This window comes from Mycobacterium sp. 050134, assembly GCF_036409085.1.
Taxonomy (GTDB): Bacteria; Actinomycetota; Actinomycetes; order Mycobacteriales; family Mycobacteriaceae; genus Mycobacterium.
Genome location: NZ_JAZGLV010000003.1, coordinates 309,807 through 335,381, shown reverse-complemented (window position 1 = coordinate 335,381; position 25,575 = coordinate 309,807). Strand labels below are relative to the sequence as shown.

Here is a 25,575-nt window from a genome sequence, read left to right as displayed (position 1 = left end):
TGGACGCCGATGAGCCACGACAGCGACGGGCACCACCCGTTCACCGGATTCGCGACCAAAGCCATCCATTCCGGTTACCGCCCGGACCCGGCCACCGGGGCGGTCAACGCCCCGATCTACGCCAGCAGCACCTTCGCCCAGGACGGCGTCGGGGGGCTGCGCGGCGGGTTCGAGTACGCGCGCACCGGCAACCCGACCCGGGCCGCGCTCGAGGCGTCGCTGGCGGCGGTCGAGGAGGGCGCATTCGGGCGGGCGTTCGGTTCCGGGATGGCCGCCACCGACTGTGCCTTGCGGGCCATGCTGCGGCCCGGCGAGCATGTGGTCATCCCGAACGACGCCTACGGCGGGACGTTCCGGCTCATCGACAAGGTCTTCACCCGCTGGAACGTCGAGTACACGCCGGTGCCGCTGTCCGACCTGGACGCCGTCCGCGCGGCCATCACGCCCCGCACCCGGCTGATCTGGGTGGAGACGCCGACCAACCCGTTGCTGACCATCGCAGACATCCCGGGCATCGCGCAGCTGGCCGCCGAAGGCTCGGCGAAAGTGTTGGTGGACAACACGTTCGCCTCGCCCGCGCTGCAGCAGCCGTTGACGCTGGGGGCCGACGTGGCCCTGCACTCGACCACCAAGTACATCGGCGGGCACTCCGACGTGGTGGGGGGCGCGCTGATCACCAACGACGAGGAGCTCGACGCCGCCTTCGGCTTCCTGCAGAACGGGGCCGGCGCGGTGCCGGGCCCGTTCGACGCCTACCTGACGCTGCGCGGCCTGAAGACCCTGGCGCTGCGGATGCAGCGGCACAGCGAGAACGGCATGGCGGTGGCGCAGTACCTCGCCGGGCACCCGTCGGTCAGTGCGGTGTTCTATCCCGGTCTGCCCGGCCACCCCGGGCACGACGTCGCCGCACGGCAGATGCGCGACTTCGGCGGCATGGTGTCGGTGCGCATGCGGGATGGCCGCCCGGCCGCCGAGAAGCTCTGCGGCCGCACCAAGGTGTTCATCCTGGCCGAGTCGCTCGGCGGGGTCGAGTCGCTGATCGAGCTGCCCAGCGCCATGACGCACGCGTCCACGGCCGGTTCGCAATTGGAAGTGCCCGACGACCTGGTGCGGCTCTCGGTGGGCATCGAGGACATCGCCGACCTGCTGGGCGACCTGGAGCAGGCGCTGAGCTAGTAGGCCGAGCAGTCGCAAAAGCCGGCGACACGCCGGGCGCGCGCGGGCTTTTGCGTCTGCTCGCGGGGAATGGTCGAGCGGCCTAGGAGTGGTAGGGCTCCGCGCTGAGCAGCGTGACCTCGACGGTGTTGCCGTTGGGCACCACGTAGCTGCGCGTCTCCCCGACCTTGGCGTCGATCAGGGCACCGCCGAGCGGGGAGTTGGGTGAGTACACCTCGAGCTTGCCGTCGTTGACGCCCTCCTGGCGCGTCGCGATCAGGAAGGTCTCGGTGTCGGACTTGTCGCCGTTGTAGTAGACCTTGACCACCGAACCGGGCAGCGCGATGCCGGACTGCTTGGGCGCCTCGCCGACCTTGGCGTTGTTGAGCAGATCCTGCAGCTGGCGGATGCGGGCCTCCTGCTGGCCCTGCTCCTCGCGGGCGGCGTGGTAGCCGCCGTTCTCGCGCAGGTCACCCTCCTCGCGGCGGTCGTTGATTTCCGCTGCGATGACCGGACGGTTGGCGATTAACTGGTCGAGCTCGGCCTTCAGTCGGTCGTGTGACTCCTGGGTCAGCCAAGTCACCGAAGTGTCCGTCATCTCGTCGTGCTCCTCATTGTCGTTCGCGTATTCGCGTAAGCCTGTCAGCCCCGCCGCCGGGGTCACCGGGTCCTCCCCCCGCGTGCTGCCGGCCCGTGATCCTGACGGCCATTAATGCAGCAATACACGGTCCCAGCCGGAACCGTGCATTCATCCATGTTACCACCGCGCAAACAAAAGATGACCCCGTTCGATCGGGTCGACTGTGCCGGCGCGGTCAGGAGGGGCGCAGGTAGCCGGGCACTTCGGTGCCGCAACCATAGATGTCGGCCATCACCGGCGGCTGCGACGACTTCACCGTCGTCGTCACTTGGACGGTCGCCTGACCGGCGGGCGGGACCAGCACTTCGCGCCGGCCCGTCTCGCTGCCGTCCTTCGCCTTCACCCGCACGATGCAGTCCACCGGGCGCGACGGGTCGGATCGCGTCACGCTGATCGTTACCGCCGCGGTCTCGTCGTCGACGACGCGATAACCGGCCAGCGAGCCCGACACGCTGCTGGTGGCCAGCCGCTGGTAGGCGATGACGGCGACGGCGACACCGGCCGCGACGACCAGCACGGCGAGGGCAATCACCGCGCTCCGCCGGGACGTGGGCGTCAGTCGCGAACGCCCGTAGCGGGACTCGGGACGCGGGATGGGAGTTTCAGTCATGCCTGGGTATCGGGGGAGTGTGGGCCGGCCGGACGGGCGCCGGCGCGTGCAGGGATACGGAACTGGAATTATAGGGTTCAGACCGGGCGACCAGCGGACCGACAAGGGGGCACGTGAGCGAACTGCGGTTGATGGCGGTGCACGCCCACCCGGACGACGAGTCCAGCAAGGGGGCGGCCACCCTGGCCCGCTACGCCGACGAGGGCCATCGGGTGATGGTGGTGACCCTGACCGGGGGCGAGCGGGGCGACATCCTCAATCCGGCGATGGACTTCCCCGACGTGCTCGAGCACATGGCGGAGATCCGTCGCGACGAGATGGCGAAGGCCGCCGAGATCCTCGGCGTCGAGCACACCTGGCTGGGCTTCGTCGACTCCGGGCTCCCCTCGGGAGACCCGCCCCCGCCGCTGCCCGAGGACTGCTTCGCCCTGGTGCCGCTGGAGGCGTCGGTCGAAGCGCTGGTCCGGGTGGTGCGCGAGTTCCGGCCGCACGTGATGACCACCTACGACGAGAACGGCGGCTACCCCCACCCCGACCACATCCGGTGCCACCAGGTGTCGATCGGCGCGTTCGAGGCGGCCGGCGACTACCGGCGCTTCCCGGGCGCCGGCGAGCCGTGGGCGGTGTCCAAGCTGTACTACATCCACGGCTTCGTGCGGGCGCGGATGCAGCTGCTGCACGACGAATTCGTCAAGCGCGGCCAGGAGGGCCCGTTCACGAAGTGGCTCAAGCACTGGGACTCCGAAAGCGACCCGTTCGAGTCCCGGGTGACGACGCGGGTGGAGTGCTCGGCGTACTTCAGCCAGCGCGACGACGCCCTGCGCGCGCACGCCACCCAGATCGACCCCAACGCCGAGTTCTTCGCCGCGCCCATCTCGTGGCAGCAACGGCTCTGGCCCACCGAGGAATTCGAGTTGGCCCGGTCGAGGGTTCCCGTTCGGCTGCCCGAGGACGACCTGTTCGCCGGGATCGGGCGTGACGCGTGACCCACCTTCTCTTGGCGGTCCTCGCCGACAACGCGCCGCGCAACACCGGGCCCGACTTCGGGAAGGCCAGTCCGGTCGGGCTGCTCATCGTGGTGCTGTTGCTGATCGCCACGCTGCTGCTGCTGCGATCGATGAACCGGCAGCTGAAAAAGGTTCCCGACTCGTTCGACCCCAAGCACCCCGAACCCGACCAGGCCGCCGACGAGGGCACCGACACGGTCGAGCAGCCCCCCGACCGGCCGGACGGGGCGGCGCGCGGGCCGGGGCCCGGCGATGAGCCCGGCTGACCCCGGGACGAACACCCTCGCGCTCGCGACGAGCCCTTATCTGCGTCAGCACGCCGACAACCCGGTGCACTGGCAGCAATGGACGCCACAGGCGCTGGCGGAGGCGGCCGCGCGGGACGTGCCGATCCTGCTGTCCATCGGGTACGCCGCCTGCCACTGGTGTCACGTCATGGCCCACGAGTCGTTCGAGGACGACGAGGTGGCCGCGGTGATGAACGCCGGCTTCGTCTGCATCAAGGTCGACCGGGAGGAGCGGCCCGACCTCGACGCCGTCTACATGAACGCCACGGTCGCGCTCACCGGGCGCGGCGGCTGGCCGATGACGTGCTTCCTGACCCCCGACGGCCGGCCGTTCTTCTGCGGCACCTACTACCCGAAAGACGGGTTTCTGCAACTGCTCTCGGCGGTCGGCGAGACGTGGCGGGAGCGCCGCGGCGAGGTCGAGGAGGCGTCGGACCACATCGCCGGTGAGCTGCGCAGGATGTCGTCGGGCCTGCCCGGCGGCGGGCCCGACCTGGCCCCCGAACTGTGTGACCACGCCGTCGCCGCGGTGCTGGGGGATCAGGACACGGTGCACGGTGGTTTCGGCGGTGCGCCCAAGTTCCCGCCGTCGGCGCTGCTCGAGGCGCTGCTGCGCCACTACGAGCGCACCGGCTCGCCGGCCGCGCTCCGGGCGGTGCAGCGCACCGGCGGCGCGATGGCCCGCGGCGGCATCTACGACCAGCTCGCCGGAGGCTTCGCCCGCTACAGCGTCGACAACGCCTGGGTGGTGCCGCATTTCGAGAAGATGCTGTACGACAACGCGCTGTTGCTGCGTGCCTACGCGCACTGGGCCCGGCGCACCGGGGACCCGTTGGCGGGCCGGGTCGCCGCGCGGACCGCGGCCTTCCTGCTCGGCGAGCTGGCCGACGGGGACCTGTTCACCTCGTCGCTGGACGCCGACGCCGCCGGCCGCGAGGGCTCGACGTACGTGTGGACGCCCGGACAGCTTTCCGAGGCGCTCGGCGTCGACGACGGGCTTTGGGCCGCAGAGCTTTTCGCGGTTACCCGATCCGGCACGTTCGAGCATGGCAGCTCGGTGCTGCAGTTGCGCGCCGATCCCGGCGATCCGGACCGGGCCGAACGCGTGCGGGCGGCGTTGCTCGCCGCGCGGTCGACCCGGGCGCAGCCGGGCCGCGACGACAAGGTGGTCACGTCGTGGAACGGGCTGGCGATCACCGCCCTGACCGAGGCCGCCGTGGCGCTGGACGACCCCGGACTGACGCACGCGGCGCGACGCTGCGCGGCGGCCCTGCTGGACCTGCACCTCGTCGACGGCCGGCTGCGGCGCGCGAGTCTGGGCGGGGCCGTCGGGGCGAGCGGCGCCATCCTCGAGGACCACGGGATGCTGGCCACCGGCCTGCTCGCGCTGTACCAGCTGACCGGGGAGGACACCTGGCTGACGTCGGCGGCCGACCTGCTGGACACCGCGCTGGCGCACTTCGTCGACCCGCAGCGGCCGGGACGCTGGTTCGACACCGCCGACGACGCCGAGGCGTTGGTGCTGCGGCCCGCCGACCCGCTGGACGGGGCCACCCCGTCGGGGGCGTCCTCGATCACCGAGGCGCTGCTGACCGCCGCCCACCTCGTCGGCGCCGACCGGGCCGAGCGGTATCTGCGGGCGGCGGGCGACGCGTTCCGCGAGCATTCGGTGTTGCTGGAGCGGGCGCCGCGCTCGGCCGGACACTGGCTGGCCGTCGCCGAGGCGGCGGTGTGCGGGCCGTTGCAGATCGCGGTCGCCTGCGACCCTGCGCGCTCCCCGCTGCTGGCCGGCGCGCGTCGGCTGGCGCCGGGGGGAGCGATCGTGCTCGGCGGCGCCGAGGACTCGGCGCCGCTGCTCGCGGGCCGGGGCAGGGTGGCGGGGGCCGACGCCGCGTACGTCTGCCGAGGGCAGGTCTGCGACTTGCCGGTCACCGGCGTCGACGACCTCGCGGACCTGCTGGCCGTGCCACGGTAGCGTCAGGTTTCATGCCGAGCGCCGAACACATCACCGACACCGTCAACCGCTACATCGAGCTGGTCGCCAAGGGCACGGCCGACGACCTGGTCGAGTTGTATGCCGACGACGCCACCGTCGAGGACCCCGTGGGCGGCGAGGTGCACATCGGGCACGGCGCCATCCACGGGTTCTACTCCGCGGTCAACAACGTGGAGCGGGAATGCGAGCTGGTGTCGCTGCGGGTGGCCGGCAACGAGGCGGCCTTCCAGTTCCGGCTCACCGTGGCGGCCGGGGAACACCGGATGGTGATCGAGCCGATCGACGTCATGGTCTTCGACGGCGCCGGCAAGATCGCGGCGATGAAGTCGTACTGGTCGGCGGCCGACGTCACGCGGCTCTAGCCGGCAAGCCAGGCGCCGGTCCCGGTGTAGAACACCGCGAACCACATGGCGATGTAGTGCAGGACCGCCGCGACAGCGGTGCAGGCGTGGAAGATCTCGTGGTAGCCGAACGTGCTCGGCCAGGGGTCGGGCCAGCGCAGCGCGTAGAAGATGCCGCCGACGCTGTAGAGCACGCCGCCGACCGCCAGCAGCACCATCGCGGCGACACCCGCCTCGTGCAGGATCGTCGGGCAGAACCACACGGCCACCCAGCCCAGCAGGATGTAGAGCGGCACGCCCAGCCAGCGCGGCGCCGTCGGCCAGCACACCTTGAGCAGGATCCCCGCCGCCGCCCCACCCCAGACGATGCATTCCACGAGCATCCCGGTCTTCTGCGGCATCGCCAGCCGCGCGAACGGCGTGTAGCTGCCGGCGATGAAGACGAAGATCATCGAATGGTCGAGGCGCTTCATCAGGTTGCGAGCGGCCTCGGTCTTCCACTGCACCCGATGATAGGTCGCGCTGACGGCGAACATCGCCACCGTGGAGGCGGCGTACACCAGCGTCGAGTGCCCGGCGCGCGGCGAGGACGCCGCCCACGACACCGACACCAGCGTCGCGCCCGTGATGACCGCCAGCCACGCCGAGTAGAAGTGGATCCAGCCGCGCATGCGCGGCTTGGAGAGGATGTGGGCGGCGCTTTCGACGAGCTCTTCGACGGTGTTGCCGGGGTTGATCGTCTCGGGCTGAGGGTCCTTGCCGGCGGGCGTGTCGATCTGGCTGCTCATGTCTCCTGTTGCCTTGTCCGGGCTGTTGGCGAAGCAATCGGGGTTGCCAGTGCTGGTACCCGTCAACAGTAGCCGCGAACCGTCACGAGTCGGTGTCGCCGTGCGGTGACATTGGCCCAGATGCGGCCCGGAATTCGGCGCCGGTCACAGTAGGGTGGATCCTCGTGGAGATCATCCCGCCGCGCCTCAAAGAGCCGCTGTACCGCGTCTACGAGCTGCGCCTAAGGCAGGGGCTGGCGGCCTCCAAGTCCGAACTTCCCCGCCACATCGCGGTCCTGTGCGACGGAAACCGGCGGTGGGCACGCAACGCCGGTTACGACGACGTCAGCTACGGGTACCGCATGGGCGCGGTCAAGATCGCCGAGATGCTGCGGTGGTGCCAGGAAGCCGGGATCGAAATGACCACCGTCTACCTGCTCTCCACCGAAAATCTGCAGCGCGACCCCGACGAGCTCGCCGGTCTGATCGAGATCATCACCGACGTGGTCGAGGAGATCTGCGCGCCGGCCAATCGCTGGAGCGTGCGCACCGTCGGCGACCTCTCCGCAATCGGCGAGGAACCGGCCCGCCGGGTGCGCGATGCGGTGGGCTCCACGCCGGGCGTTGCGCCGTTCCACGTCAACGTCGCGGTGGGCTACGGCGGCCGCCGCGAGATCGTCGACGCGGTGCGGGCGCTGTTGAGCAAGGAACTCGCCAACGGCGCGACCGCCGAGGAGCTGATCGACGCCGTCACCGTCGAAGGCATCTCCGAAAATCTCTATACCTCCGGGCAGCCGGACCCCGACCTGGTGATCCGCACCTCGGGGGAGCAGCGCCTGTCTGGCTTCCTGCTGTGGCAGAGCGCGTACTCGGAGATGTGGTTCACCGAGGCGCACTGGCCCGCGTTCCGCCGGGTCGACTTCCTGCGCGCGCTGCGCGACTACAGCCAGCGGCACCGCCGGTACGGCAAATAGGACCGCTTCGGGGGCCGCGCTGCGTGCGAGACTGGATCCATGGCAGCGCTGTCGGCGGTGGTCTTCACGCTGAGTGGCTGGCTCGGGCTGTACCTGCTGGCCCGTGATCCGCGAAAACCGGTGCTGGCGTTGGCGGCGACCGGGTTGTGCGGTTTCGCGCTGGTGGTCGCCCTGGACGCGGTGCGCACCGGCGGCATCACCCACATCGCCGCATTCGGCCGGATCGAGGTGTATCTGGTCGCCGTGCCCAGCGTGGCGTGGTTCGCGGTGCTCGTCGAGCTGTCCCGGCCGTGTGATCACTGGCGGGCCCGCACCCGGGAGTTCCTCCTGGTGGCCGCGGTCGCCGCGCTGACGCTGGTCGGCGCGGCGGTGGCCGGCAGCGTCGACGGTCCGCTGCGGCCGGGGCATGTGCTGATGTTCGGGGTGATCTCGGTGTCCACGCTCGGCGCGATGGTGGCGGCGCTGCGGCGCCCCGCGCAGCCGGTGTCCGTCCTCGGCGTCGTCGTGGTGGCGACGCTGTTCTTCGCGCTGGCCAACGCGATCCTCATCATCCCGCTGGGCTTGGTGCCCAGCTGGCTGGCGCTGGCGTCGACGGGATTCGACCTGCTGTTGCTGGGCGTGGCGGTCGCCCTCTGGGACGCGTTCGACGAGGGTCAGGCGCTGCGCGCGGACATGCTGCGCTCGTTCGCCGGGTCGATGTCGGTGGCGGTGCTGCTGGGCGGCCAAGCGCTGATCGGGCTGGGGGCCACCCGCGGGGAACCCACCGCGCAGGCCGCGCTGACCGTGCTGTTGTTCACCACGCTGGCGATCGCCATCACGGTGCAGGTGCTCGCGGATCCCCTCGCCGGGGTGCTCGACCGGCTGGCGTTCCGGAAGTCGCCGGCGTTGCGGGCCGACCGGGCCGCGCTGCGGCAAACCGAGGCCGCGCTGCCGCTGCGTTCCTTCGACCCCCTGCATGACGTCGACGACGAGGCGTTCGCTCGGCTCACGCGCCGGGCGCTGGGTCACTACGGCGACCTGACCAAGCTGGTGGCCAGCCCGCTGACGGCGCTGCCCGCCATCGACGAGCGGCTGGCCGCCCGCGGCGCGCCGGACAACCCGCTGGAGCGGGCCAACGAGCTCAAGGCCGTGCTCGCCGACGCCATCGGCCGGCTCAAGCCGCGCGACGCCGGCGAGTTCGGCACCACCGAGCAGTGGCGGCACTACAACTCGCTGTACTTTCCGTACGTCGTCGGCGTGCGGGCCTACGCGCAGAACGCCACGCCGTCCGGCTTGGATCCGACAGCCCGGCGGGCCTGGCAGTGGCTGGTGACCGAGGTGCCGCAGCGCTCGCTGCACAACTGGCAGAACGCCGCCGCCCGGCTGATCGCCGCCGATCTGCGCGGGCGGGTACGGGTCGTCTCGGCGCGCCGAGCGTAACGCCACCGCGAGTTCGGGCCTCAACTTTCGCGGTGACGTTACGCCCGCGGGGCCGCACCCGTCCGGATAAATGTCTTATTCGCACAAAATAGACAGAAAGCCTAGAATAGTGGGCATGTCGGTAACCAACGAGGACAGCACCACGCACACCGTCGCGTTCCGCAACCGCGACGGCAAGCTCGTCGACATACCCATGGTGGCCGCCACCCGCCTCAAAAACGAATTCGGCACCGTCTTCGAGCAGGCCGCCGTCAACGGGGCGGTCGTGATCACCAAGCACGACACTCCCAAGGCGGTGCTGCTGTCCTACGCCGAATTCCAGGCCCTGACCGCATCCGCCACTCCCGCCCTCGACGACCTCAGCGACCGCTTCGACACGCTGTTGGCCAGCATGCAAACACCGAGGGCGAAAGCCGCGGTCGCTGCGGCATTCAACGCGACACCGGAGGAAATGGGCGCCGCCGCAGTGAAGGCGGCCCGCGCCGCGCAACCGCGGTGACCCCGCGCGCCCCATGGCACGCAAAACCACGACACCGGCGCAGATACACGTGTTGGCAGGTGTCAACGGCGCAGGCAAGAGCAGCATCATCGGCGCGACCATCCGAAATAACGGCGGCGAGTACTACAACCCCGACGAGGCCGCGCGCCAGATCATGGCGGCCAACCCCGCACTAAGCCAAACCCAGGCCAACGCGGCAGCCTGGGACCAGGGCCGAAAACTGCTGCAAAAAGCAATCGATCAAGGCCTCGACTTCACTCTCGAGACCACCCTCGGCGGCAACACGATGCCGCGACTGCTCGCCGAGGCGGCCGACCGGGGCATCGAGGTCCGCGTCCTCTACGTCGGCCTTCACAGCGCCGATGCCCACATCGAACGGGTGCGACAGCGCGTGCGCGCCGGCGGGCACGACATTGCCGACGCCGACATCCGCCGCCGCTACCGGCACAGCCTGATCAATCTCGTGAAACTACTCCCGGTGCTCACCGAGTTACGGGTCTATGACAACTCGGCGACTGCCGACCCTGCCACCGGGCACGCACCCACGCCGATCTTGGTGCTGCACCTGCATCGCGGCCGCATCATGGGGCCGCCCGAATTGGCCTCCACCCCGGCGTGGGCCAAACCCGTCGTCGCCGCCGCATTAGAGCTCATCGCCAGGTCATAGCCTGGCCCGTAGCTCGCCGCCATCCGCGCTGAAGACGTAGTCGGCACGCGGTTGGGCATCGGTCGCAACGACGGTCAACAGGTATCGCGGGTGCTCGCGCACAGCTTGATGGCGGTCGAGCCGCTGGGGCGTCGACGCATTGATCCGTGGGCAGGATCGCGTCAGTCTTTGCGGTGCCGCTGGCCGTGACTCCGCTGCCCGAAGACTGAATCGAACGCGCTACAGAAAGGCCTATGAACGGCGGAAATGCGGGATCGCCCGGCCATCGAAGCATCTTGTCACCGTGGTCGAGCACGAAGGTTCCGAGTTGCACGACGTCCCACGTCGGATCGCACTGAGGAAAGTGGTAGCGACAGGGCCACGTTCAACGCGAACATTCCCGCGCCAAACCCCGTTCTCCGATTTGGTATCAACTACGAAACGGGACGCACATGAGCGAACGCGAGAACCAGATGTTCGACCCAAGAGAAATGGTGATGGTGCACACGATGCTCAGACGGGAGTTCGGGCTGCTGCCCGATCTGTTGCGCGCAACAACCGCAAGCGACGCGGAGCGCCGCGCGGCCATCTCCGCGCACTTCGATCTCATCGCCAACATCCTGCATCACCATCACCAGGCTGAAGACGACCATCTTTGGCCGCAGCTCCTGAAGAGAAGCGTCGCTGCTTCATCGATCGTCGACGTCCTCGAGACCCAGCACTGCGAACTAGCCGCGCTGCTGGAGTCGTCGCGCGTATGCGTTAGGCGGTGGGTTTCAGAATCCGACCTGGAGCACGCGGCGGCTGCCTTCGATAGCGTCGACCAGCTCAACGCCGCACTAGACGAACATCTGCGCGTCGAAGAGCAGCAGGTGGTGCCCCTCATGCAAATGCACATCACGGCCGCCGAATGGGATGCGATGGTCCAACTCGGCGCCGCCGACGCAGACCCACAGGATCTCCTATTGGGTCTGGGCATGCTCGCATACGAGGCTGACCCCGATGTTCTGGCGACCGCGATCGCCGCTATACCGGCCGACGCACAGCCCGCCGTTCGCCAACTTGCGGCAGACAGCTTTGCCCAATACTCGCTGCAGTTGTACGAAACGGTCACACCCCGACGCAGCACCGATCTTCGCCGAGGGCAGCCAGGATGACCGACTACGGACACCCGATCCTGTTCGGGACGCTGATCGAGCCGCCCGCGAACCGGCCGCTCGATGTCATCGGCCTAGCCGAGTTGTCCGATGGTCTCGGACTCGATCTCGTCAGCCTGTCCGACCACCCCTATTGGCCGGAGCGCCTCGACACGCTGACCCTGCTCGCGGCGATCGCCGCTAAGACCGAACGCGTCCGACTACTGACCAACCTCGCCAACCTGCCGCTGCGCCCGCCAGTTGCGTTGGCCCGCATTGCAACAACTTTGGACCTGCTGAGCGGCGGCCGCTTCGAAATGGGCCTCGCCACCGGCTCACAACAGTTGTGGCACCAGATCGTGGCGGACGGCGGACCACATCGCGACGCCGCCGAATCGGTCGCGGCCCTGGATGAGGCGGTGCACATTCTCCGCACCCTTTGGGCGGCCGGCGGACCAGTCCACTTCGATGGCGTCCATTACCAATTGGACGGCGTACCCGCGGGACCGCGGCCCGCACACGACATTCCGATCTGGGTGGGGGCTTACCAGCCCCGCATGCTTCGCCTGGTCGGACGATTGGCCGATGTGTGGGTTCCGAGTTCGCCGTTCCTGCCGCCCGACAGGATCCCGGCCGCCAACGCCATCATCGATGACGCCGCGCACAGCGCAGGCCGCTCGCCTGCCGCCGTGCGACGTGCGTACAACATCGATGGCGACTTCTACGGCGGCGGCGGGTTCCTACGGGGCTCACCTGCAAGTTGGGCCGAGCAGCTCACCGAGCTGGCGCTCACCGACGGCATGAGCGCATTTCTGCTTTACCGCGCCGAAACTGCCACGCAGATCGAAAGATTCGCCAAGGAGGTGGCACCCGAGGTGCGTTACCGCGTCGCTGCTGAACGCAAACGCAGCGATCAGACACCCGCCAACAGTCGAAGCCGCTGCTCTGAGATTGAGCCTGGCTCCGCCCAATAAGGAATTAGCAGCTGGCCGGTGTTCGGCATGACCAGCTGCTGGTAGCGCAGGTCCAGATCCCCCACCTCCGGGTGCCTGATCAGCATCACTCCCCGCGGGTTGTACTCCACGTCGTGGCGCTGCCAAAGGGCACGGAACCGTTCGCTCTCGGCGCTCAAGTCGCCGATTAGCCGAATCAATTCGGCATCGGCGCGATTTGCGCCCAACAGTGACCTCAAGTACGGGACCGTCGCGACCGTCAGCTGCTCCCAATTCCGGTAGAACTCTCGCATCTGCGGCTCGAAGAACAGCGTCCGCAGCGAATTATGGCCAGGCCCGAACAATGGCGACAACGCGATGGCCAGCAGATTGGCCGCGCCGACGGTCAGTGTCCGGTTGAGGTATACCTGGGCTGGCGTCATTGGCCAGCTGTCAATGAGTTGCTTGATCATCGGATCCACATGCGGTGTTGGCGTATTTGGCGAATATCGCCGCGCCGGTTGATAACTGGCTAACTCGCGGAGATGCCGCGCCGCATCGCTCTCTAGGCGCAGCGCTCGCGTGAGACCGACCAGGACCTGTTCGGACGGATGTCGGTCGCGGCCCTGCTCGAGACGCTGGTAGTACTGATTGCTGATGCCGGCCAGCCTCGCCACCTCGTCACGTCGCAAGCCGGCAACTCGACGACGGCCGCCGGCAGCAAGCCCGACGTCCTCGGGGCGGACCAAATGGCGCCGCGCCCGCAGAAACTCGGCGAGTGCGGATCGGCTGACACCTGTGACGGCCGCCGGTCGATCATCATTGCCCACGCTGGTCCTTGCCAAGATTGTGTTTCGGCTGCGGCGTGGCTGTCGAGGCCGCATTCTTACTGGTGGTGACGGGGACAGGCGGTCAATCCCACTCCGGGCGGTTCAGGGAAATGTAAATTATCCATGAAACTGTCGGAAAGCGTCGGCGCGGCACCGCAACGCCGATCTTGCGCACAATGTCGAGGGGTTCTGCTGCTGCCCGCCGTGGGCTAGCGAGCGGATCGCGCCGTAGCGCGATATTCGATAGCGGTAGAGATACCGCGGTGCGACCTCATCATCCGTTGGGGTCATCGATGAGCGACTGGCCGCCCCGCGGCGCGCCGGACAACCCGCTGGAGCGGGCTGCACAACTGGCACAACGCCGCCGCCCGGCTGATCGCCGCCGATCTGCGCGGGCGGGTACGGGTCGTCTCGGCGCGCCGAGCGTAACGCCACCGCGATTTCCGGCCCGGATTTTCGCACTCCCGCTACGCTCGCGGCCGCGTAAAAGGGGACGTCGCTCGCTGCCTGGCAGCACTTGGCAGTGCCACGGGTCGATATGGCAGTGCCCGGTCGCAACGCTCGGAACTGTCCGACGCTCGTTCGACCCAACCCCCGAGGAGCAATCGCATGACCGCCATATCAGGTCCCCCCACCCGCCGCCTCTATGACTCCACCGACTCGCTGCTGCGCTTCGCCATGCGCGCCGACGCCACCCTGACCGGGCTGTGCGGCCTGGCGGTGGCCTTCGTCGCCGACCCGCTCTCGTCGCTGACCGGTCTGACGTCCTTCCAGGAATACGCGCTGGGCGCCACCTTCGTGCTCTACGGCCTGGTGGTCTTCAGCCTGGCGGCCCTGCCCAACCTGCGCCGCATCGGGATCGGTGTCGTGGTCGCCAACGTGGTCTGCACCGGGGCCGCTGTGGTCGCCGCCGAGGCGGTCCCGATGACGTCGCTCGGCGTGGCCGCGACGCTGGCCACCGGGGCGTACACCGCGACGTTCGCGGTGTTGCAGTACCTCGGGGTCCGTCGTCTCGCCACCTAGCGCAGGCTGAAGGCGGGGCTCCGACCGCGGGGCCCCGCTATAGCTTGCGCAGCCGCAGCCGGTTGATGGAGTGGTCGGCGTCCTTGCGCAGCACCAGCGTGGCGCGGGGGCGCGTCGGCAGGATGTTCTCCACCAGGTTCGGCCGGTTGATCGATCGCCAGATCTCGCGGGCGGCGGCCACGGCCTTGGTGTCGTTGAGCGCCGAGTAGTGGTGGAAGTGCGATTCGGGATCGGCGAACGCCGTGCTGCGCAGCGACAGGAACCGCGACACGTACCACTGTTCGATGTCCTCGATGCGGGCGTCCACATACAGCGAGAAGTCGAACAGGTCGGACACCATCAGGGTCGGGCCGGTCTGCAACACGTTGAGTCCCTCGAGGATCAAGATGTCGGGATGCCGGACCACATGCTTGGCCCCGGGGATGATGTCGTATTTCAGGTGCGAGTAGACGGGCGCGCACGCGTATTCGGAGCCGGATTTGACGGAAGTGACGAACCGCATCAGCGCCCGGCGGTTGTAGCTCTCCGGAAACCCCTTGCGATGCATCAGGTTTCGATGAGCGAGCTCGGCATTGGGGTAGAGGAATCCGTCGGTGGTCACCAGGTCCACCCGGCGGTGGGGATCCCAGCGCGCCAGCAGCGCCTGCAGCACGCGGGCGGTCGTCGACTTGCCCACGGCCACGCTGCCCGCCACGCCGATGACGAACGGCACGGGCCGGTCCGGATTCTGCTGCGGTTCCCCGAGGAATTCCGCGGTGGCGGCGAACAGTCGCTGGCGGGCGGCCACCTGCAGGTGGATCAGCCGGGCCAGCGGCAGGTAGACCTCTTCGACCTCGAGCAGGTCGATCTGCTCGCCCAAACCGCGCAGCCCGACGAGCTCCTCCTCGGTGAGGGCCAGCGGCGTCGACATACGGAGCGCACGCCATTGCTTCCGGTCGAACTCCACATAAGGGCTCGGCTCGCTAAGCCGCGGCATAGTGCACAGTGTTGCAGGGGCGGCCCCGCGGCCGACGGTTGGGCTGGCGAATTCCGCCGCTCGATAGACTTGCCCCCGTGACCGCCGCACCTGATGCCCGCACCGCCGCCCCCCGAAGCGCGTCCGTGATGTCCGCCCCGCTGGCCGAGGTCGACCCCGATATCGCCGAGCTGCTGGGCAAGGAGCTCGGCCGCCAGCGCGACACCCTGGAGATGATCGCCTCGGAGAACTTCGTCCCGCGCTCGGTGCTGCAGGCCCAGGGCAGCGTGCTGACCAACAAGTACGCCGAGGGACTGCCCGGGCGGCGCTATTACGGCGGCTGCGAGTACGTGGACGTGGTGGAGAACATCGCGCGCGACCGGGCCAAGGCGCTGTTCGGCGCCGAATTCGCCAACGTGCAGCCGCATGCGGGTGCCCAGGCCAACGCCGCGGTGCTGCACGCGCTGATGAGCCCGGGCGAGCACCTGCTGGGCCTGGACCTGGCCAACGGCGGCCACCTGACCCACGGGATGAAGCTGAACTTCTCAGGCAGGCTGTACCAGGCCGGCTTCTACGGCGTGGACCCGAAGACACACCTGGTGGACATGGACGTGGTGCGGGGCAGGGCGCTTGAGCTGCGCCCCAAGGTGATCATCGCGGGCTGGTCGGCCTATCCGAGGATCCTCGACTTCGCGGCGTTCCGGTCCATCGCCGACGAGGTCGACGCCAAGCTGTGGGTCGACATGGCCCACTTCGCGGGCCTGGTGGCGGTAGGTCTGCATCCGTCGCCGGTGCCGCACGCCGACGTGGTCTCCACAACCGTGCACAAGACCCTCGGCGGCGCCCGGTCCGGGATGATCCTGGGCAAGCAGGAATACGCCAAGGCGATCAACTCGGCGGTGTTCCCCGGGCAGCAGGGCGGCCCGCTCATGCACGTCATCGCCGGCAAGGCGGTCGCGCTCAAGATCGCCACGACGCCCGAGTTCGCCGACCGCCAGCGCCGCACGCTGTCGGGCGCCCGCCTCATCGCCGAGCGGCTGCTGGCCTCCGACGTCGCCAAGGCCGGTGTGTCGGTGGTCAGCGGCGGCACCGATGTCCACCTGGTGCTGGTGGACCTGCGCGACTCCCCGCTGGACGGTAAGGCCGCCGAGGACCTGCTCCACGAGATCGGCATCACGGTCAACCGCAATGCCGTGCCCAACGACCCCCGTCCGCCGATGGTGACGTCGGGCCTGCGGGTGGGCACCCCCGCGCTGGCGACCCGCGGCTTCGGCGACGCGGAATTCGCCGAGGTCGCCGACATCATCGCCACGGCGCTGGTGGGCGGCGCGAGCGCGGACCTGCCCGCGCTCCGCGAGCGGGTCATCCGCCTGGCCCGGGAGTTTCCGCTGTACGAGGGCCTCGAGGAGTGGACCCTGGTCGACCGGTAGGCCGCGTTTTCGCGGCGCGGGCCGGCGAGCGGAACCCGAAAGAGCCTGCGAAAGGACCAAAGTCACCACTTCGTCCCGACACGGGCAGGAAATTTCACAACACCTGTGAACGCGGGTTACAGTAACCGCATGGCACAGAAACCTGTCCCTAACGCGCTGACCCTGGAACTCGAGCCGGTGTGCGAGGTCAACATGGACCGCCACCTCAACACCGAGGATCTCTGGTTCGCCCACGACTACGTTCCGTTCGACCGGGGCGAGAACTTCGCCTTTCTCGGCGGGCGGGACTGGGAGCCGTCCCAGGCCACGCTGCCCCGGCCCATCACCGACGCCTGCGAGATCCTGCTCCTGCTCAAGGACAACCTCGCCGGCCATCACCGCGAGCTCGTCGAGCACTTCATCCTCGAGGACTGGTGGGGTCGCTGGTTGGGCCGGTGGACCGCCGAGGAACACCTGCACGCCATCGCGCTGCGGGAGTACCTGGTGGTCACCCGCGAGGTCGACCCGACCGCGAACGAAGAGGCTCGGGTTCGGTATGTGATCAAGGGTTACCGCGCAGACCAATACACGCAGGTCGAAACCCTGGTGTACATGGCGCTGACCGAGCGCACGCAGGGCGTCTTCTGCCAGAACCTGGCCGCCCAGATCGAGGAGCCGGTGCTGGCCGGGCTCATCGACCGGATTGCGCGGGACGAGGCGCGCCACGAATTGTTCTTCTCGAACCTCGTCGCGCACTGCCTCGACTACACCCGCGACGAGACGATCGCGGCCATCGCCGCCCGCGCGGCCGACCTTCAGGTTGTCGGCGCCGACATCGACGAGTACACGGACAAGGTGCAGAACGTGGCCGACGCCGGCATCTTCGGTGAGGCGGACCTTCGGCAGGCCATCTCCGACCGCATCAGGGAGTGGGGAGTGGCCGACGAGCCCGCGCTCAAGCGGTTCGTCGTCGGCTAGCTCGGCCCGCGCGCGCGTCGCGCCTCTCACACCCTCGCCCGGCTGACCTCGGCGCGCCTGCGCGGCGCGCACGCCGCGACGGGAGTAGCGTCAGTCTCGATGGCCAGCGACAAGCTCTGCTGCCAGGGCGGCACCTCCCGTCACGAGAAGGGCAGGACCGGCCCCGGTCCTGGTGCCGCGGTTCCCGCCGACATGCCCGTGCGGGTCCGCGCGGGCTCATCCCGCTCGAGGAGCGCTACGTGACCGAAATCCGGACTTACGTGATCGATACGTCCGTGCTGCTGTCCGATCCGTGGGCGTGCAGCCGGTTCGCCGAGCACGAGGTGGTGGTTCCGCTGGTGGTGATCAGCGAATTGGAGGCCAAACGCCACCACCACGAGTTGGGGTGGTTCGCCCGCCAGGCGCTGCGGCTGTTCGACGATCTCCGGCTCGAGCACGGACGGTTGGACCAGCCGATTCCCGTTGGGGCACAAGGCGGGACGCTGCACGTCGAGCTCAATCACACCGACCCCGCGGTCCTGCCCGCCGGCTTCCGCGGCGATAACAACGACTGCCGGATCCTCAGCTGCGCCGCCAACCTCGCCGCCGAGGGTAAGCGGGTCACGTTGGTCAGCAAGGACATTCCGCTGCGCGTGAAGGCCGCCGCCGTGGGTCTGGCCGCCGACGAGTACCACGCGCAGGACGTCGTGGCGTCCGGATGGTCGGGAATGCGCGAGATCGAGACCGCCACCGAGGACATCGACGCCTTGTTTGCCGAGGGCGAGATCGATCTGGTCGAGGCGCGAGACCTCCCGTGCCACACCGGGATTCGGCTGCTTGGTGGCAGCTCCCACGCGCTGGGCCGGGTCAACGCGGACAAGCGCGTCCAGCTGGTGCGTGGCGACCGCGAGGTGTTCGGGCTGCGCGGTCGTTCCGCCGAGCAGCGCGTCGCTCTCGACCTGCTGCTCGACGAATCGGTGGGCATCGTGTCGTTGGGCGGCAAGGCCGGCACCGGCAAGTCGGCGCTGGCCCTGTGCGCGGGTCTGGAGGCGGTGCTGGAACGCCGGACCCAGCGCAAGGTGGTGGTGTTCCGTCCGCTGTACGCCGTGGGTGGCCAGGAATTGGGCTACCTGCCGGGCAGTGAGAGCGAGAAGATGGGCCCCTGGGCGCAGGCGGTGTTCGACACCCTTGAGGGCCTGGCCAGCCCGGCCGTACTGGAGGAGGTGCTCTCGCGCGGCATGCTCGAGGTGCTGCCGCTGACCCACATCCGGGGCCGCTCCCTGCACGATTCGTTCGTCATCGTCGACGAGGCGCAGTCGCTGGAGCGCAACGTGCTGCTAACCGTGCTGTCCCGGCTGGGAACGGGCTCGCGGGTGGTGTTGACCCACGACATCGCGCAGCGCGACAACCTGCGGGTCGGGCGCCACGACGGCGTGGCCGCGGTGATCGAGAAACTCAAGGGCCACCCGCTGTTCGCCCACATCACGCTGCTGCGCAGCGAGCGCTCACCGATCGCCGCGCTGGTCACCGAGATGCTCGAGGAGATCGCCGGACCGCACTGACCCCGGCACTCGGCGCGTGAGTGCACCCCCGATGCGCGGGTAGGCTTCCAGCGTGCCGAAACGACCCGACACCCAGGCCTGGCGCTACTGGCGCACCGTGGCCGGTGTGGTCGCGGCCGCGGCGGTGCTGGTGGTCGGCGGTCTCACCGGCCACGTGACGCGCGCCGACAGCCTGAGCTGCTCGGTCACCAAGTGCGTCGCCCTGACCTTCGACGACGGGCCCAGCCCGTTCGACGGGCGGCTGCTGCAGATCCTCAAGGACAACGACGCCAAGGCCACCTTCTTCGAGATCGGCAACAAGGTGGCGGCGAACCCCGCCGGTGCCAAAGAGGTCGCCGACGCCGGGATGGAGATCGGCAGCCACACGTGGGAGCACCCCAACATGGCGACGATCCCGCCCGACGACATCGCCGGCCAGTTCTCCCGCGCTAACGACGCCATCGCGGCCGCGACCGGCCGCACCCCGAACCTCTACCGCCCCGCCGGCGGCCTGTCCAACGACGCGGTCCGGCAGACCGCAGCCCGCTTCGGCCTCGCCGAGATCCTCTGGGACGTCATCCCGTTCGACTGGGCGAACGACTCCAACACGGCGGCCACGCGATACATGCTGATGACCTACATCAAACCCGGCTCGGTGGTGCTGTTCCACGACACCTATTCCAGCACCGTCGATCTGGTGTACCAGTTCATTCCCGTACTCAAGGCCAACGGCTACCGCCTGGTGACGGTCAGCGAGCTGCTGGGCCCGCGGGCACCCGGCAGCAGTTACGGCAGCCGCGAGAACGGGCCGCCCGCCAACGGGTTGCACGACCTCCCGGCCGACCAGATCCCCACGCTGCCGAACACACCCTCGCCGAAGCCGATGCCGAACTTCCCGATCACCGACATCCCGGGCCAGAACTCGGGCGGACCGAACAACGGCGCCTAGTGGGCGGGCGCAGGCCTCGGGTCCCGCGGTGGCCGGAAGACCTGGGTCCCGGGCACCGAAAGTCCGCCCGCCGGTTGGCGATTCGCTACGGCATTGACCTCGCCCTGGCCTACGTTATCGGCCTGCTCGACGCGTCGGCCATTCTGATTCCACTCGGAAGGCACGCGGCGGTCGCCTTCCCGGCGCGCAACGTGATCGTGGTGCTGCTGCTGGGGCCGCTCGGCGCGGCGATCGACCGCGCCAGCGAGTCGGAGCGCGCGCACTGGACCGAGCGCTATTCCACCGTGCTGCGCGGCCGGTCGGAACTGACCCACGTCTGTGCGCCGACCGGACCGGCTACTTCGTGACCTTGAGCGCCGCGATCACCTTGCCGATGATGCCGGCCGAACCCGCGTCGCCGATCGGGGTGGCGCCCATGAAGACGGTGACCGGCTTGGTGTCCACCGCGATGATGGTGACGGAGTCGCCCTTCACGTTTCGGGCGGGGTCGGCGATCGAGATGTCGGCGTCGACGCGGGCGGCCTTGACTCCGTCGACGGTGGTCGACGACGTCTTCGTCGGCCCCAGGGTGGGCGACGCGTTGGCGTAACCCGGGCCGCTGGCCACGCAGTCCATCAGCTTGGACGCCTGGGCTCCGACGTCCATGCTGGTGACAAAGTTGGTGACCGCGACCTCGGCCTGCATCATCCACTGGTTGGCGCCCGGCACTTCTTGGCCGACTCCGACCGCCCCGATCAGGTTGGGGCTCTGGTCATCCGTGAAGCCCGCCCACCCCGGCGTCGCGCTGGCCGGGAAGGAGAGCTTGCCCGCGCTGATCGTGTCGCCCGTCGGCTTGTCGCCGCCCGACACGTTCGGCGTGCAACCTGTCGCCGTCTGCATCGAGTTGCTCGGCTGCGACGTCGGTGCGCTCGACGGAGTGGGGGAGGCCTTGGTCGACTTGTTCCCGCTGCTGAGCCCGATGACCAGGATCACCACCAACGCGATGACGCCCACGACGGCGACACCCGCCAGGATAAGCCAGGGCAGTTTGGAGCCGGGACCGCGCGGCGGCGGTCCCGGCGGGTACGGCCCGCCCGGCCAGCCCGGCGGAACCTGGCCGGGCGGCGGGTACTGCTGGCCGGGCGGTGGGTAGTGCTGGCCGGGCGGTGGCGCGTAACCGCCCGCGGCGTAGGGGTCCGTACCTCCCTGCGGATTGGGGTACGGCCCGCCGGGCGGTGGATACGGGTAGGAGCCGCCCTGCGGCTGGCCGCCCCAATAGGACCCCTGCCCATAGGGGTTCGACCCGTAGGGATCCTGACCGTAGGGACCCCCGGGAGGAGCCGTCATCGCTGAACCGCCCTTACTCTTCGTCTCGTTGGCCGTCGCCGTCGTTTCTAGTCTTCCGGCTTGACTTTCGCCATCGCCAAGACATCGAGGCGGCGGTCCAGCTCCTCCTCGGACAGCTTGTCACCGATCAGGCCGCGGTCGATGACGGTCTGGCGGATCGTCTTGCGCTCCTTGAGGGCCTGCTTGGCGACCGCCGCGGCCTCCTCGTAGCCGATGGCCGAGTTCAGCGGCGTCACGATCGACGGCGACGACTCGGCCAGCTCGCGCAGGTGCTCGACGTTGGCGGCCAGCCCGACGATGCAGCGCTCCGCGAACAGCCTCGAGACGTTGCTCAACAGCTTGAACGACTCGAGGATGTTGCGGGCCATCATCGGGATGTAGACGTTGAGCTCGAAGGCGCCCGACAGGCCGCCGACGGCGACCGCCGCGTCGTTGCCGATCACCTGCGCGGCGACCTGCGTAACCGCCTCCGGCAGAACAGGATTGACCTTGCCGGGCATGATGGAGCTGCCCGGCTGGAGGTCGGGAAGCCGGATCTCGGCCAGGCCGGTCAGCGGGCCCGATCCCATCCAGCGGATGTCGTTGGCGATCTTGGTCAGCGACACCGCGATGGTGCGCAGCGCGCCGGAGGCCTCGACCAGCCCGTCGCGGTTCGCCTGCGCCTCGAAGGAGTTCTTCGCCGGCCGCAGTTCGTTCAGGCCCGTCGAGGCGATCAGGGTTTCGACCACCCGGGCACCGAACCCGTCGGGCGCGTTGAGACCGGTGCCGACGGCGGTGCCGCCGATCGCCAGTTCGCCCAGCCGCGGCAGCGTGGCCCGGACCCGCTCGATGCCGGCCTCGATCTGCCGGGCGTACCCGCTGAACTCCTGGCCGAGCGTCACCGGGACGGCGTCCATCAGGTGGGTGCGGCCCGACTTGACCACCGTGTGCCACTCGCGGGCCTTGCCGGCCAGAGCGTCGTGCAGCACCTCCAGCGCCGGGATGAGGTGGCGGACCGCGGCCTCGGTGGCCGCGATGTGGGTGGCGGTGGGGAAGGTGTCGTTGGACGACTGCGACATGTTGACGTCGTCGTTGGGGTGCACCGTGACCCCGTTGGCCGCCGCGATCGACGCGATCACCTCGTTGGTGTTCATGTTCGAGCTGGTCCCCGAACCGGTCTGGAACACGTCGATGGGGAACTGGTCGTCGTGTTGGCCGTCGGCGATCTCGGCCGCGGCGGCGATGATGGCGTCGGCCTTCTCCGGCGCCAGCAGGCCCAAGTCCTTGTTCACCTGCGCGCACGCGCCCTTGAGCAGGCCCAGCGCCCGGATCTGGGTGCGCTCCAGCCCGCGCCCGGAGATCGGAAAGTTCTCCACCGCGCGCTGAGTCTGCGCCCGCCACAAGGCTTTTGCCGGGACACGGACCTCGCCCATGGTGTCGTGCTCGATGCGGTACTCGGTGTCTGCGTTGTCTTGCAGGGCGCTATCGGCCATAGGTGGCAATCCTCTTTGCTCGTCGGTCAGGGCAGGGGATAGGCGGCGGTGCTGTCGCCGGTGAAATCGATGGACGAGTATTCGTTGAGCTTCGAGAGCCGGTGGTACGCCTCGATCATGCGGACGGTGCCCGACTTCGAGCGCATGACGATCGACTGCGTGGTGCAGCCGCCGGGGTAGTACTGCACGCCCTTGAGCAGGTCGCCGTTGGTCACGCCGGTGGCGCAGAAGAACACGTTCTCCCCGGACACCAGGTCCTCGGTGGTCAGCACCCGGTCGACGTCGTGGCCGGCGTCGATGGCCTTCTGGCGCTCCGCGTCGTCCTTGGGCGCCAGTTGCGCCTGGATCGCCCCGCCCATGCAGCGGATCGCGGCCGCGGCGATGATGCCCTCCGGGGTGCCGCCGATGCCGGCCAGCATGTCGGTGCCCGACAGGTACCGGCACGCCGAGATCGCTCCGGCGACGTCGCCGTCAGTGATCAGCCGGATGCGGGCCCCGGTCGCCCGGACGTCCTCGATCAGTTGCGCGTGCCGGGGCCGGTCCAGGATGCAGACCGTCATGTCGCGCACCGACAGGTTCTTCGCCTTGGCGACCGCCCGGATGTTCTCGGCGATCGGGGCGGTGATGTCCAGCACGTCGGCGGAATCGGGCCCGACGGCGATCTTGTTCATGTAGAAGACCGCGGACGGGTCGAACATGGCGCCGCGCTCGGCCACCGCCAGCACCGAGATGGCGTTGGGCATGCCCTTGCTCATCAGGGTGGTGCCGTCGACGGGGTCGACGGCGAAGTCGCACTCCGGGCCGTCGCCGTTGCCGACCTCCTCGCCGTTGTAGAGCATCGGGGCGTTGTCCTTCTCGCCCTCGCCGATGACCACCACGCCGCGCATCGAGACCGAGTTGACCAGCTCGCGCATCGCGTCGACGGCCGCGCCGTCGCCGCCCTCCTTGTCGCCGCGGCCCACCCAGCGGCCGGCGGCCATGGCGCCGGCCTCGGTGACCCGCACCAGCTCGAGGGCCAGGTTGCGGTCCGGGGCCTCGCCCCGCCCCCGCCCCTTGGGCGGGCCTCCGCCCGCGCTGGCGTCCTGCTCCGAATGGGACGCGGAACCGGGTCCAGACGAGCGGGTGCCCTCAGCTGTCATGGTTGGTGATTGTCCCAGAAGCGGATCGTTGCCGGAGAACTGGGATACTCGGGGGGTGACCCCGGAGTCGGAGCCGAATGGCAGCTCGCAAGCCCAGGTAGCCGCGGAGCCGGCGCCCGCGCCGAAGCCCGCCAAACCTCGCCTGCTGCAGGACGGCCGCGATATGTTCTGGTCGCTGGCGCCCCTGGTGATCGCCTGCATCCTGCTGGCCGGCCTGGTCGGCATGTGCTCCTTCCAGCCGGGCAGTGCCAACAAGGTCCCCATCCCGGCGTACGACGCGGCGGGGGCCCTGCGCGCCGACGCCCAGGCGCTGGGCTTCCCGATCCGGCAACCGCAGTTGCCCGCCGGTTGGCGGGCCAACTCGGGCAGCCGCGGGTTCATCCAGAGCGGGCGAACCGATCCGGCGACGGGTCAGCGGCTCAACGCGGCCACCTCGGTCGTGGGATTCATCAGCCCGACCGGCATGTACCTGAGCCTGACTCAGAGCAATGCCGACGAGGACAAGCTGGTGGGCTCCATCCATCCGTCGGCGTATCCGACCGGGGCGGTGCAGGTCGACGGCACCAACTGGGTCGTCTATCAGGGCGGCGGCCAGAGCGGCGCGGACGCCGAACCGGTGTGGACGACCCGGCTCGCCGGGCCGGCGGGCGCCACCCAGCTCGCGATCACCGGCGCCGGAAACGCCGACCAATTCCGTACGCTGGCGGCGGCTACCCAATCGCAGCCGCCGCTTCCCGCGCGCTGACGGGTTCGAAGGAAGGCAGAGCGTGACCGCACCCGAGGCAGACCTTTCCGGATGGTCGGTGGCGCCGTTCACCGGCGGTGGCTACACCCACGACGTCTATCGCAAGGGTGCCGGGCCGGGTGTGGTGCTGATCCCGGAGATACCCGGCATCCATCCCGGCGTGCTGGCGCTCGGTAACCACCTCGTCGACAACGGGTTCACCGTCGCGATGCCGTCGCTGTTCGGCGAGCCGGGCAGGGCCAAGACCACCGGTTCCATCGCGGCCAGCCTCGCGCGGGCGTGTGTGGCGCGGGAATTCGCCGCGTTCGCCACCAACAAGCAGCGGCCGGTGGCGATGTTCCTGCGGGCGCTGGCCCGCGACCTCAACGCGTCGACGCCGGGCAAGGGCGTGGGCGTGATCGGCCAGTGCTTCACCGGCGGCTTCGCGCTGGCCGCCGCCGTCGACGACAGCGTGCTGGCCCCGGTCCTCAGCCAGCCGTCGGTGCCGCTGCCGCTGGGTGCCGCCCGGCGCCGCGACGCCGGTCTGAGCGAAGCCGAGCTGGCCACCGTCGCCGAGCGCTGCGCCAACGACGGGCTGTGCGCCATGGGGCTGCGGTTCAGCGAGGACAAGACGGCGCCCGCGGAACGGTTCGCCACGCTCAAGCAGCGGCTCGGCGACGCCTTCGAGGTGATCGAGATCGATTCCGGCCCCGGCAACTCGGGTGGCTTCGGCAGGGGCGCGCACTCGGTCCTGACGAGCGAGGTTCGCGAGGTCGACGGCCACCCGGCGTACGAGGCGCGCAAGCGGGTCGTCGAGTTCCTCACTGAGCGCCTCGCCTAG

The 25,575-nt window shown here is 69.3% G+C and carries 27 protein-coding genes; 19 read left to right on the top strand and 8 right to left on the bottom strand.

The annotated features are described in order from the left end of the window. The first annotated feature begins 9 nt into the window (after positions 1 to 9). Positions 10 to 1,176 (top strand): cystathionine gamma-synthase, encoded by a 1,167-nt coding sequence (locus SKC42_RS05355; protein WP_330963247.1) that lies wholly within the window; start codon positions 10 to 12, stop codon positions 1,174 to 1,176. Between the two features lie 82 nt (positions 1,177 to 1,258). On the opposite strand, the gene greA is transcribed toward SKC42_RS05355, so the two are convergent. Next, on the bottom strand, positions 1,259 to 1,753 hold the full coding sequence (gene greA / locus SKC42_RS05350; RefSeq protein ID WP_330963246.1) for a transcription elongation factor GreA: 495 nt from the start codon (positions 1,751 to 1,753) through the stop codon (positions 1,259 to 1,261). Between the two features lie 217 nt (positions 1,754 to 1,970). After that, complete coding sequence (locus SKC42_RS05345) at positions 1,971 to 2,405, bottom strand: DUF4307 domain-containing protein (RefSeq protein WP_330963245.1); 435 nt, start codon at positions 2,403 to 2,405, stop codon at positions 1,971 to 1,973. 113 nt (positions 2,406 to 2,518) lie between these two features. Here SKC42_RS05345 and mca point away from each other — a divergent pair, with 113 nt between their 5' ends. From mca to SKC42_RS05325, 4 genes are read left to right on the top strand one after another with little or no spacing between them, the layout of a single operon-like run. Further along, complete coding sequence (mca, locus tag SKC42_RS05340) at positions 2,519 to 3,391, top strand: mycothiol conjugate amidase Mca (protein WP_330963244.1); 873 nt, start codon at positions 2,519 to 2,521, stop codon at positions 3,389 to 3,391. Further along, positions 3,388 to 3,678, top strand: a complete 291-nt coding sequence (locus tag SKC42_RS05335) for a hypothetical protein (protein WP_330963243.1) — start codon at positions 3,388 to 3,390, stop codon at positions 3,676 to 3,678. Before mca ends, SKC42_RS05335 begins: the two co-directional genes overlap by 4 nt. Continuing rightward, positions 3,665 to 5,674, top strand: coding sequence for a thioredoxin domain-containing protein (locus tag SKC42_RS05330; RefSeq protein ID WP_330963242.1), 2,010 nt, complete (start codon positions 3,665 to 3,667; stop codon positions 5,672 to 5,674). Before SKC42_RS05335 ends, SKC42_RS05330 begins: the two co-directional genes overlap by 14 nt. Positions 5,675 to 5,685: 11 nt before the next feature. Continuing rightward, positions 5,686 to 6,057, top strand: coding sequence for a nuclear transport factor 2 family protein (locus SKC42_RS05325; protein WP_330963241.1), 372 nt, complete (start codon positions 5,686 to 5,688; stop codon positions 6,055 to 6,057). Here SKC42_RS05325 and trhA read toward each other — a convergent pair. Further along, a complete protein-coding gene (trhA, locus tag SKC42_RS05320) occupies positions 6,054 to 6,824 on the bottom strand; it encodes a PAQR family membrane homeostasis protein TrhA (protein WP_330963240.1) in 771 nt (256 codons plus the stop codon). The two genes, SKC42_RS05325 and trhA, sit on opposite strands and share 4 nt — an antisense overlap. Positions 6,825 to 6,988: 164 nt before the next feature. Here trhA and SKC42_RS05315 point away from each other — a divergent pair, with 164 nt between their 5' ends. From SKC42_RS05315 to SKC42_RS05290, 6 genes are all read left to right on the top strand, one after another. Beyond that, positions 6,989 to 7,777, top strand: coding sequence for a (2Z,6E)-farnesyl diphosphate synthase (locus tag SKC42_RS05315; RefSeq protein ID WP_330963239.1), 789 nt, complete (start codon positions 6,989 to 6,991; stop codon positions 7,775 to 7,777). A gap of 39 nt (positions 7,778 to 7,816) precedes the next feature. Beyond that, entirely contained in the window at positions 7,817 to 9,196 is a 1,380-nt protein-coding gene (locus SKC42_RS05310; RefSeq protein ID WP_330963238.1) for a hypothetical protein, read from the top strand. Positions 9,197 to 9,311: 115 nt separating this feature from the next. After that, entirely contained in the window at positions 9,312 to 9,695 is a 384-nt protein-coding gene (locus tag SKC42_RS05305) for a type II toxin-antitoxin system Phd/YefM family antitoxin (protein ID WP_330963237.1), read from the top strand. A 13-nt stretch (positions 9,696 to 9,708) separates the two neighbouring features. After that, positions 9,709 to 10,362, top strand: a complete 654-nt coding sequence (locus SKC42_RS05300; protein WP_330963236.1) for an AAA family ATPase — start codon at positions 9,709 to 9,711, stop codon at positions 10,360 to 10,362. 431 nt (positions 10,363 to 10,793) lie between these two features. Continuing rightward, positions 10,794 to 11,498, top strand: a complete 705-nt coding sequence (locus SKC42_RS05295) for a hemerythrin domain-containing protein (RefSeq protein WP_330963235.1) — start codon at positions 10,794 to 10,796, stop codon at positions 11,496 to 11,498. Continuing rightward, positions 11,495 to 12,451, top strand: coding sequence for an LLM class flavin-dependent oxidoreductase (locus SKC42_RS05290; RefSeq protein WP_330963234.1), 957 nt, complete (start codon positions 11,495 to 11,497; stop codon positions 12,449 to 12,451). Before SKC42_RS05295 ends, SKC42_RS05290 begins: the two co-directional genes overlap by 4 nt. On the opposite strand, the gene SKC42_RS05285 is transcribed toward SKC42_RS05290, so the two are convergent. After that, positions 12,391 to 13,239 (bottom strand): helix-turn-helix domain-containing protein, encoded by an 849-nt coding sequence (locus SKC42_RS05285; protein ID WP_330963233.1) that lies wholly within the window; start codon positions 13,237 to 13,239, stop codon positions 12,391 to 12,393. The two genes, SKC42_RS05290 and SKC42_RS05285, sit on opposite strands and share 61 nt — an antisense overlap. 609 nt (positions 13,240 to 13,848) lie before the next feature. Between SKC42_RS05285 and SKC42_RS05280 the strand changes: the two genes are divergently transcribed. Next, positions 13,849 to 14,262, top strand: coding sequence for a hypothetical protein (locus tag SKC42_RS05280; RefSeq protein ID WP_330963232.1), 414 nt, complete (start codon positions 13,849 to 13,851; stop codon positions 14,260 to 14,262). A 37-nt stretch (positions 14,263 to 14,299) separates the two neighbouring features. On the opposite strand, the gene coaA is transcribed toward SKC42_RS05280, so the two are convergent. Further along, positions 14,300 to 15,238, bottom strand: a complete 939-nt coding sequence (gene coaA, locus SKC42_RS05275; RefSeq protein ID WP_330963231.1) for a type I pantothenate kinase — start codon at positions 15,236 to 15,238, stop codon at positions 14,300 to 14,302. 128 nt (positions 15,239 to 15,366) lie between these two features. Here coaA and glyA point away from each other — a divergent pair, with 128 nt between their 5' ends. The 5 genes from glyA (at position 15,367) to SKC42_RS05250 (ending at position 20,420) form a co-directional block, all read left to right on the top strand. After that, complete coding sequence (glyA, locus tag SKC42_RS05270; protein WP_330963288.1) at positions 15,367 to 16,647, top strand: serine hydroxymethyltransferase; 1,281 nt, start codon at positions 15,367 to 15,369, stop codon at positions 16,645 to 16,647. A gap of 129 nt (positions 16,648 to 16,776) precedes the next feature. Further along, positions 16,777 to 17,604, top strand: a complete 828-nt coding sequence (locus SKC42_RS05265) for an acyl-ACP desaturase (protein ID WP_330963230.1) — start codon at positions 16,777 to 16,779, stop codon at positions 17,602 to 17,604. Between the two features lie 239 nt (positions 17,605 to 17,843). After that, positions 17,844 to 19,145, top strand: a complete 1,302-nt coding sequence (locus SKC42_RS05260; protein ID WP_330963229.1) for a PhoH family protein — start codon at positions 17,844 to 17,846, stop codon at positions 19,143 to 19,145. A gap of 52 nt (positions 19,146 to 19,197) precedes the next feature. Further along, positions 19,198 to 20,073: a polysaccharide deacetylase family protein gene (locus tag SKC42_RS05255; protein WP_330963228.1), complete on the top strand. Its 876-nt coding sequence runs from the start codon at positions 19,198 to 19,200 to the stop codon at positions 20,071 to 20,073. Positions 20,074 to 20,147: 74 nt separating this feature from the next. Continuing rightward, positions 20,148 to 20,420: a hypothetical protein gene (locus tag SKC42_RS05250; protein ID WP_330963290.1), complete on the top strand. Its 273-nt coding sequence runs from the start codon at positions 20,148 to 20,150 to the stop codon at positions 20,418 to 20,420. Here SKC42_RS05250 and SKC42_RS05245 read toward each other — a convergent pair. Genes SKC42_RS05245 through glpX form a run of 3 tightly spaced genes read right to left on the bottom strand, consistent with a single transcriptional unit; the run spans position 20,410 to position 24,010 of the window. After that, positions 20,410 to 21,399 (bottom strand): hypothetical protein, encoded by a 990-nt coding sequence (locus tag SKC42_RS05245; protein ID WP_330963227.1) that lies wholly within the window; start codon positions 21,397 to 21,399, stop codon positions 20,410 to 20,412. The genes SKC42_RS05250 and SKC42_RS05245 overlap by 11 nt on opposite strands. A 47-nt stretch (positions 21,400 to 21,446) precedes the next feature. Then, the gene (locus SKC42_RS05240) at positions 21,447 to 22,871 is read right to left on the bottom strand and encodes a class II fumarate hydratase (RefSeq protein ID WP_442931985.1); all 1,425 of its coding nucleotides are present in this window, start codon (positions 22,869 to 22,871) and stop codon (positions 21,447 to 21,449) included. Positions 22,872 to 22,897: 26 nt separating this feature from the next. Continuing rightward, complete coding sequence (glpX, locus tag SKC42_RS05235; protein WP_330963226.1) at positions 22,898 to 24,010, bottom strand: class II fructose-bisphosphatase; 1,113 nt, start codon at positions 24,008 to 24,010, stop codon at positions 22,898 to 22,900. Positions 24,011 to 24,065: 55 nt separating this feature from the next. Here glpX and SKC42_RS05230 point away from each other — a divergent pair, with 55 nt between their 5' ends. Both SKC42_RS05230 and SKC42_RS05225 read left to right on the top strand, forming a co-directional pair. Beyond that, the gene (locus SKC42_RS05230; protein WP_442931984.1) at positions 24,066 to 24,755 is read left to right on the top strand and encodes a DUF4245 domain-containing protein; all 690 of its coding nucleotides are present in this window, start codon (positions 24,066 to 24,068) and stop codon (positions 24,753 to 24,755) included. Between the two features lie 22 nt (positions 24,756 to 24,777). Next, the gene (locus tag SKC42_RS05225) at positions 24,778 to 25,575 is read left to right on the top strand and encodes a dienelactone hydrolase family protein (RefSeq protein WP_330963225.1); all 798 of its coding nucleotides are present in this window, start codon (positions 24,778 to 24,780) and stop codon (positions 25,573 to 25,575) included.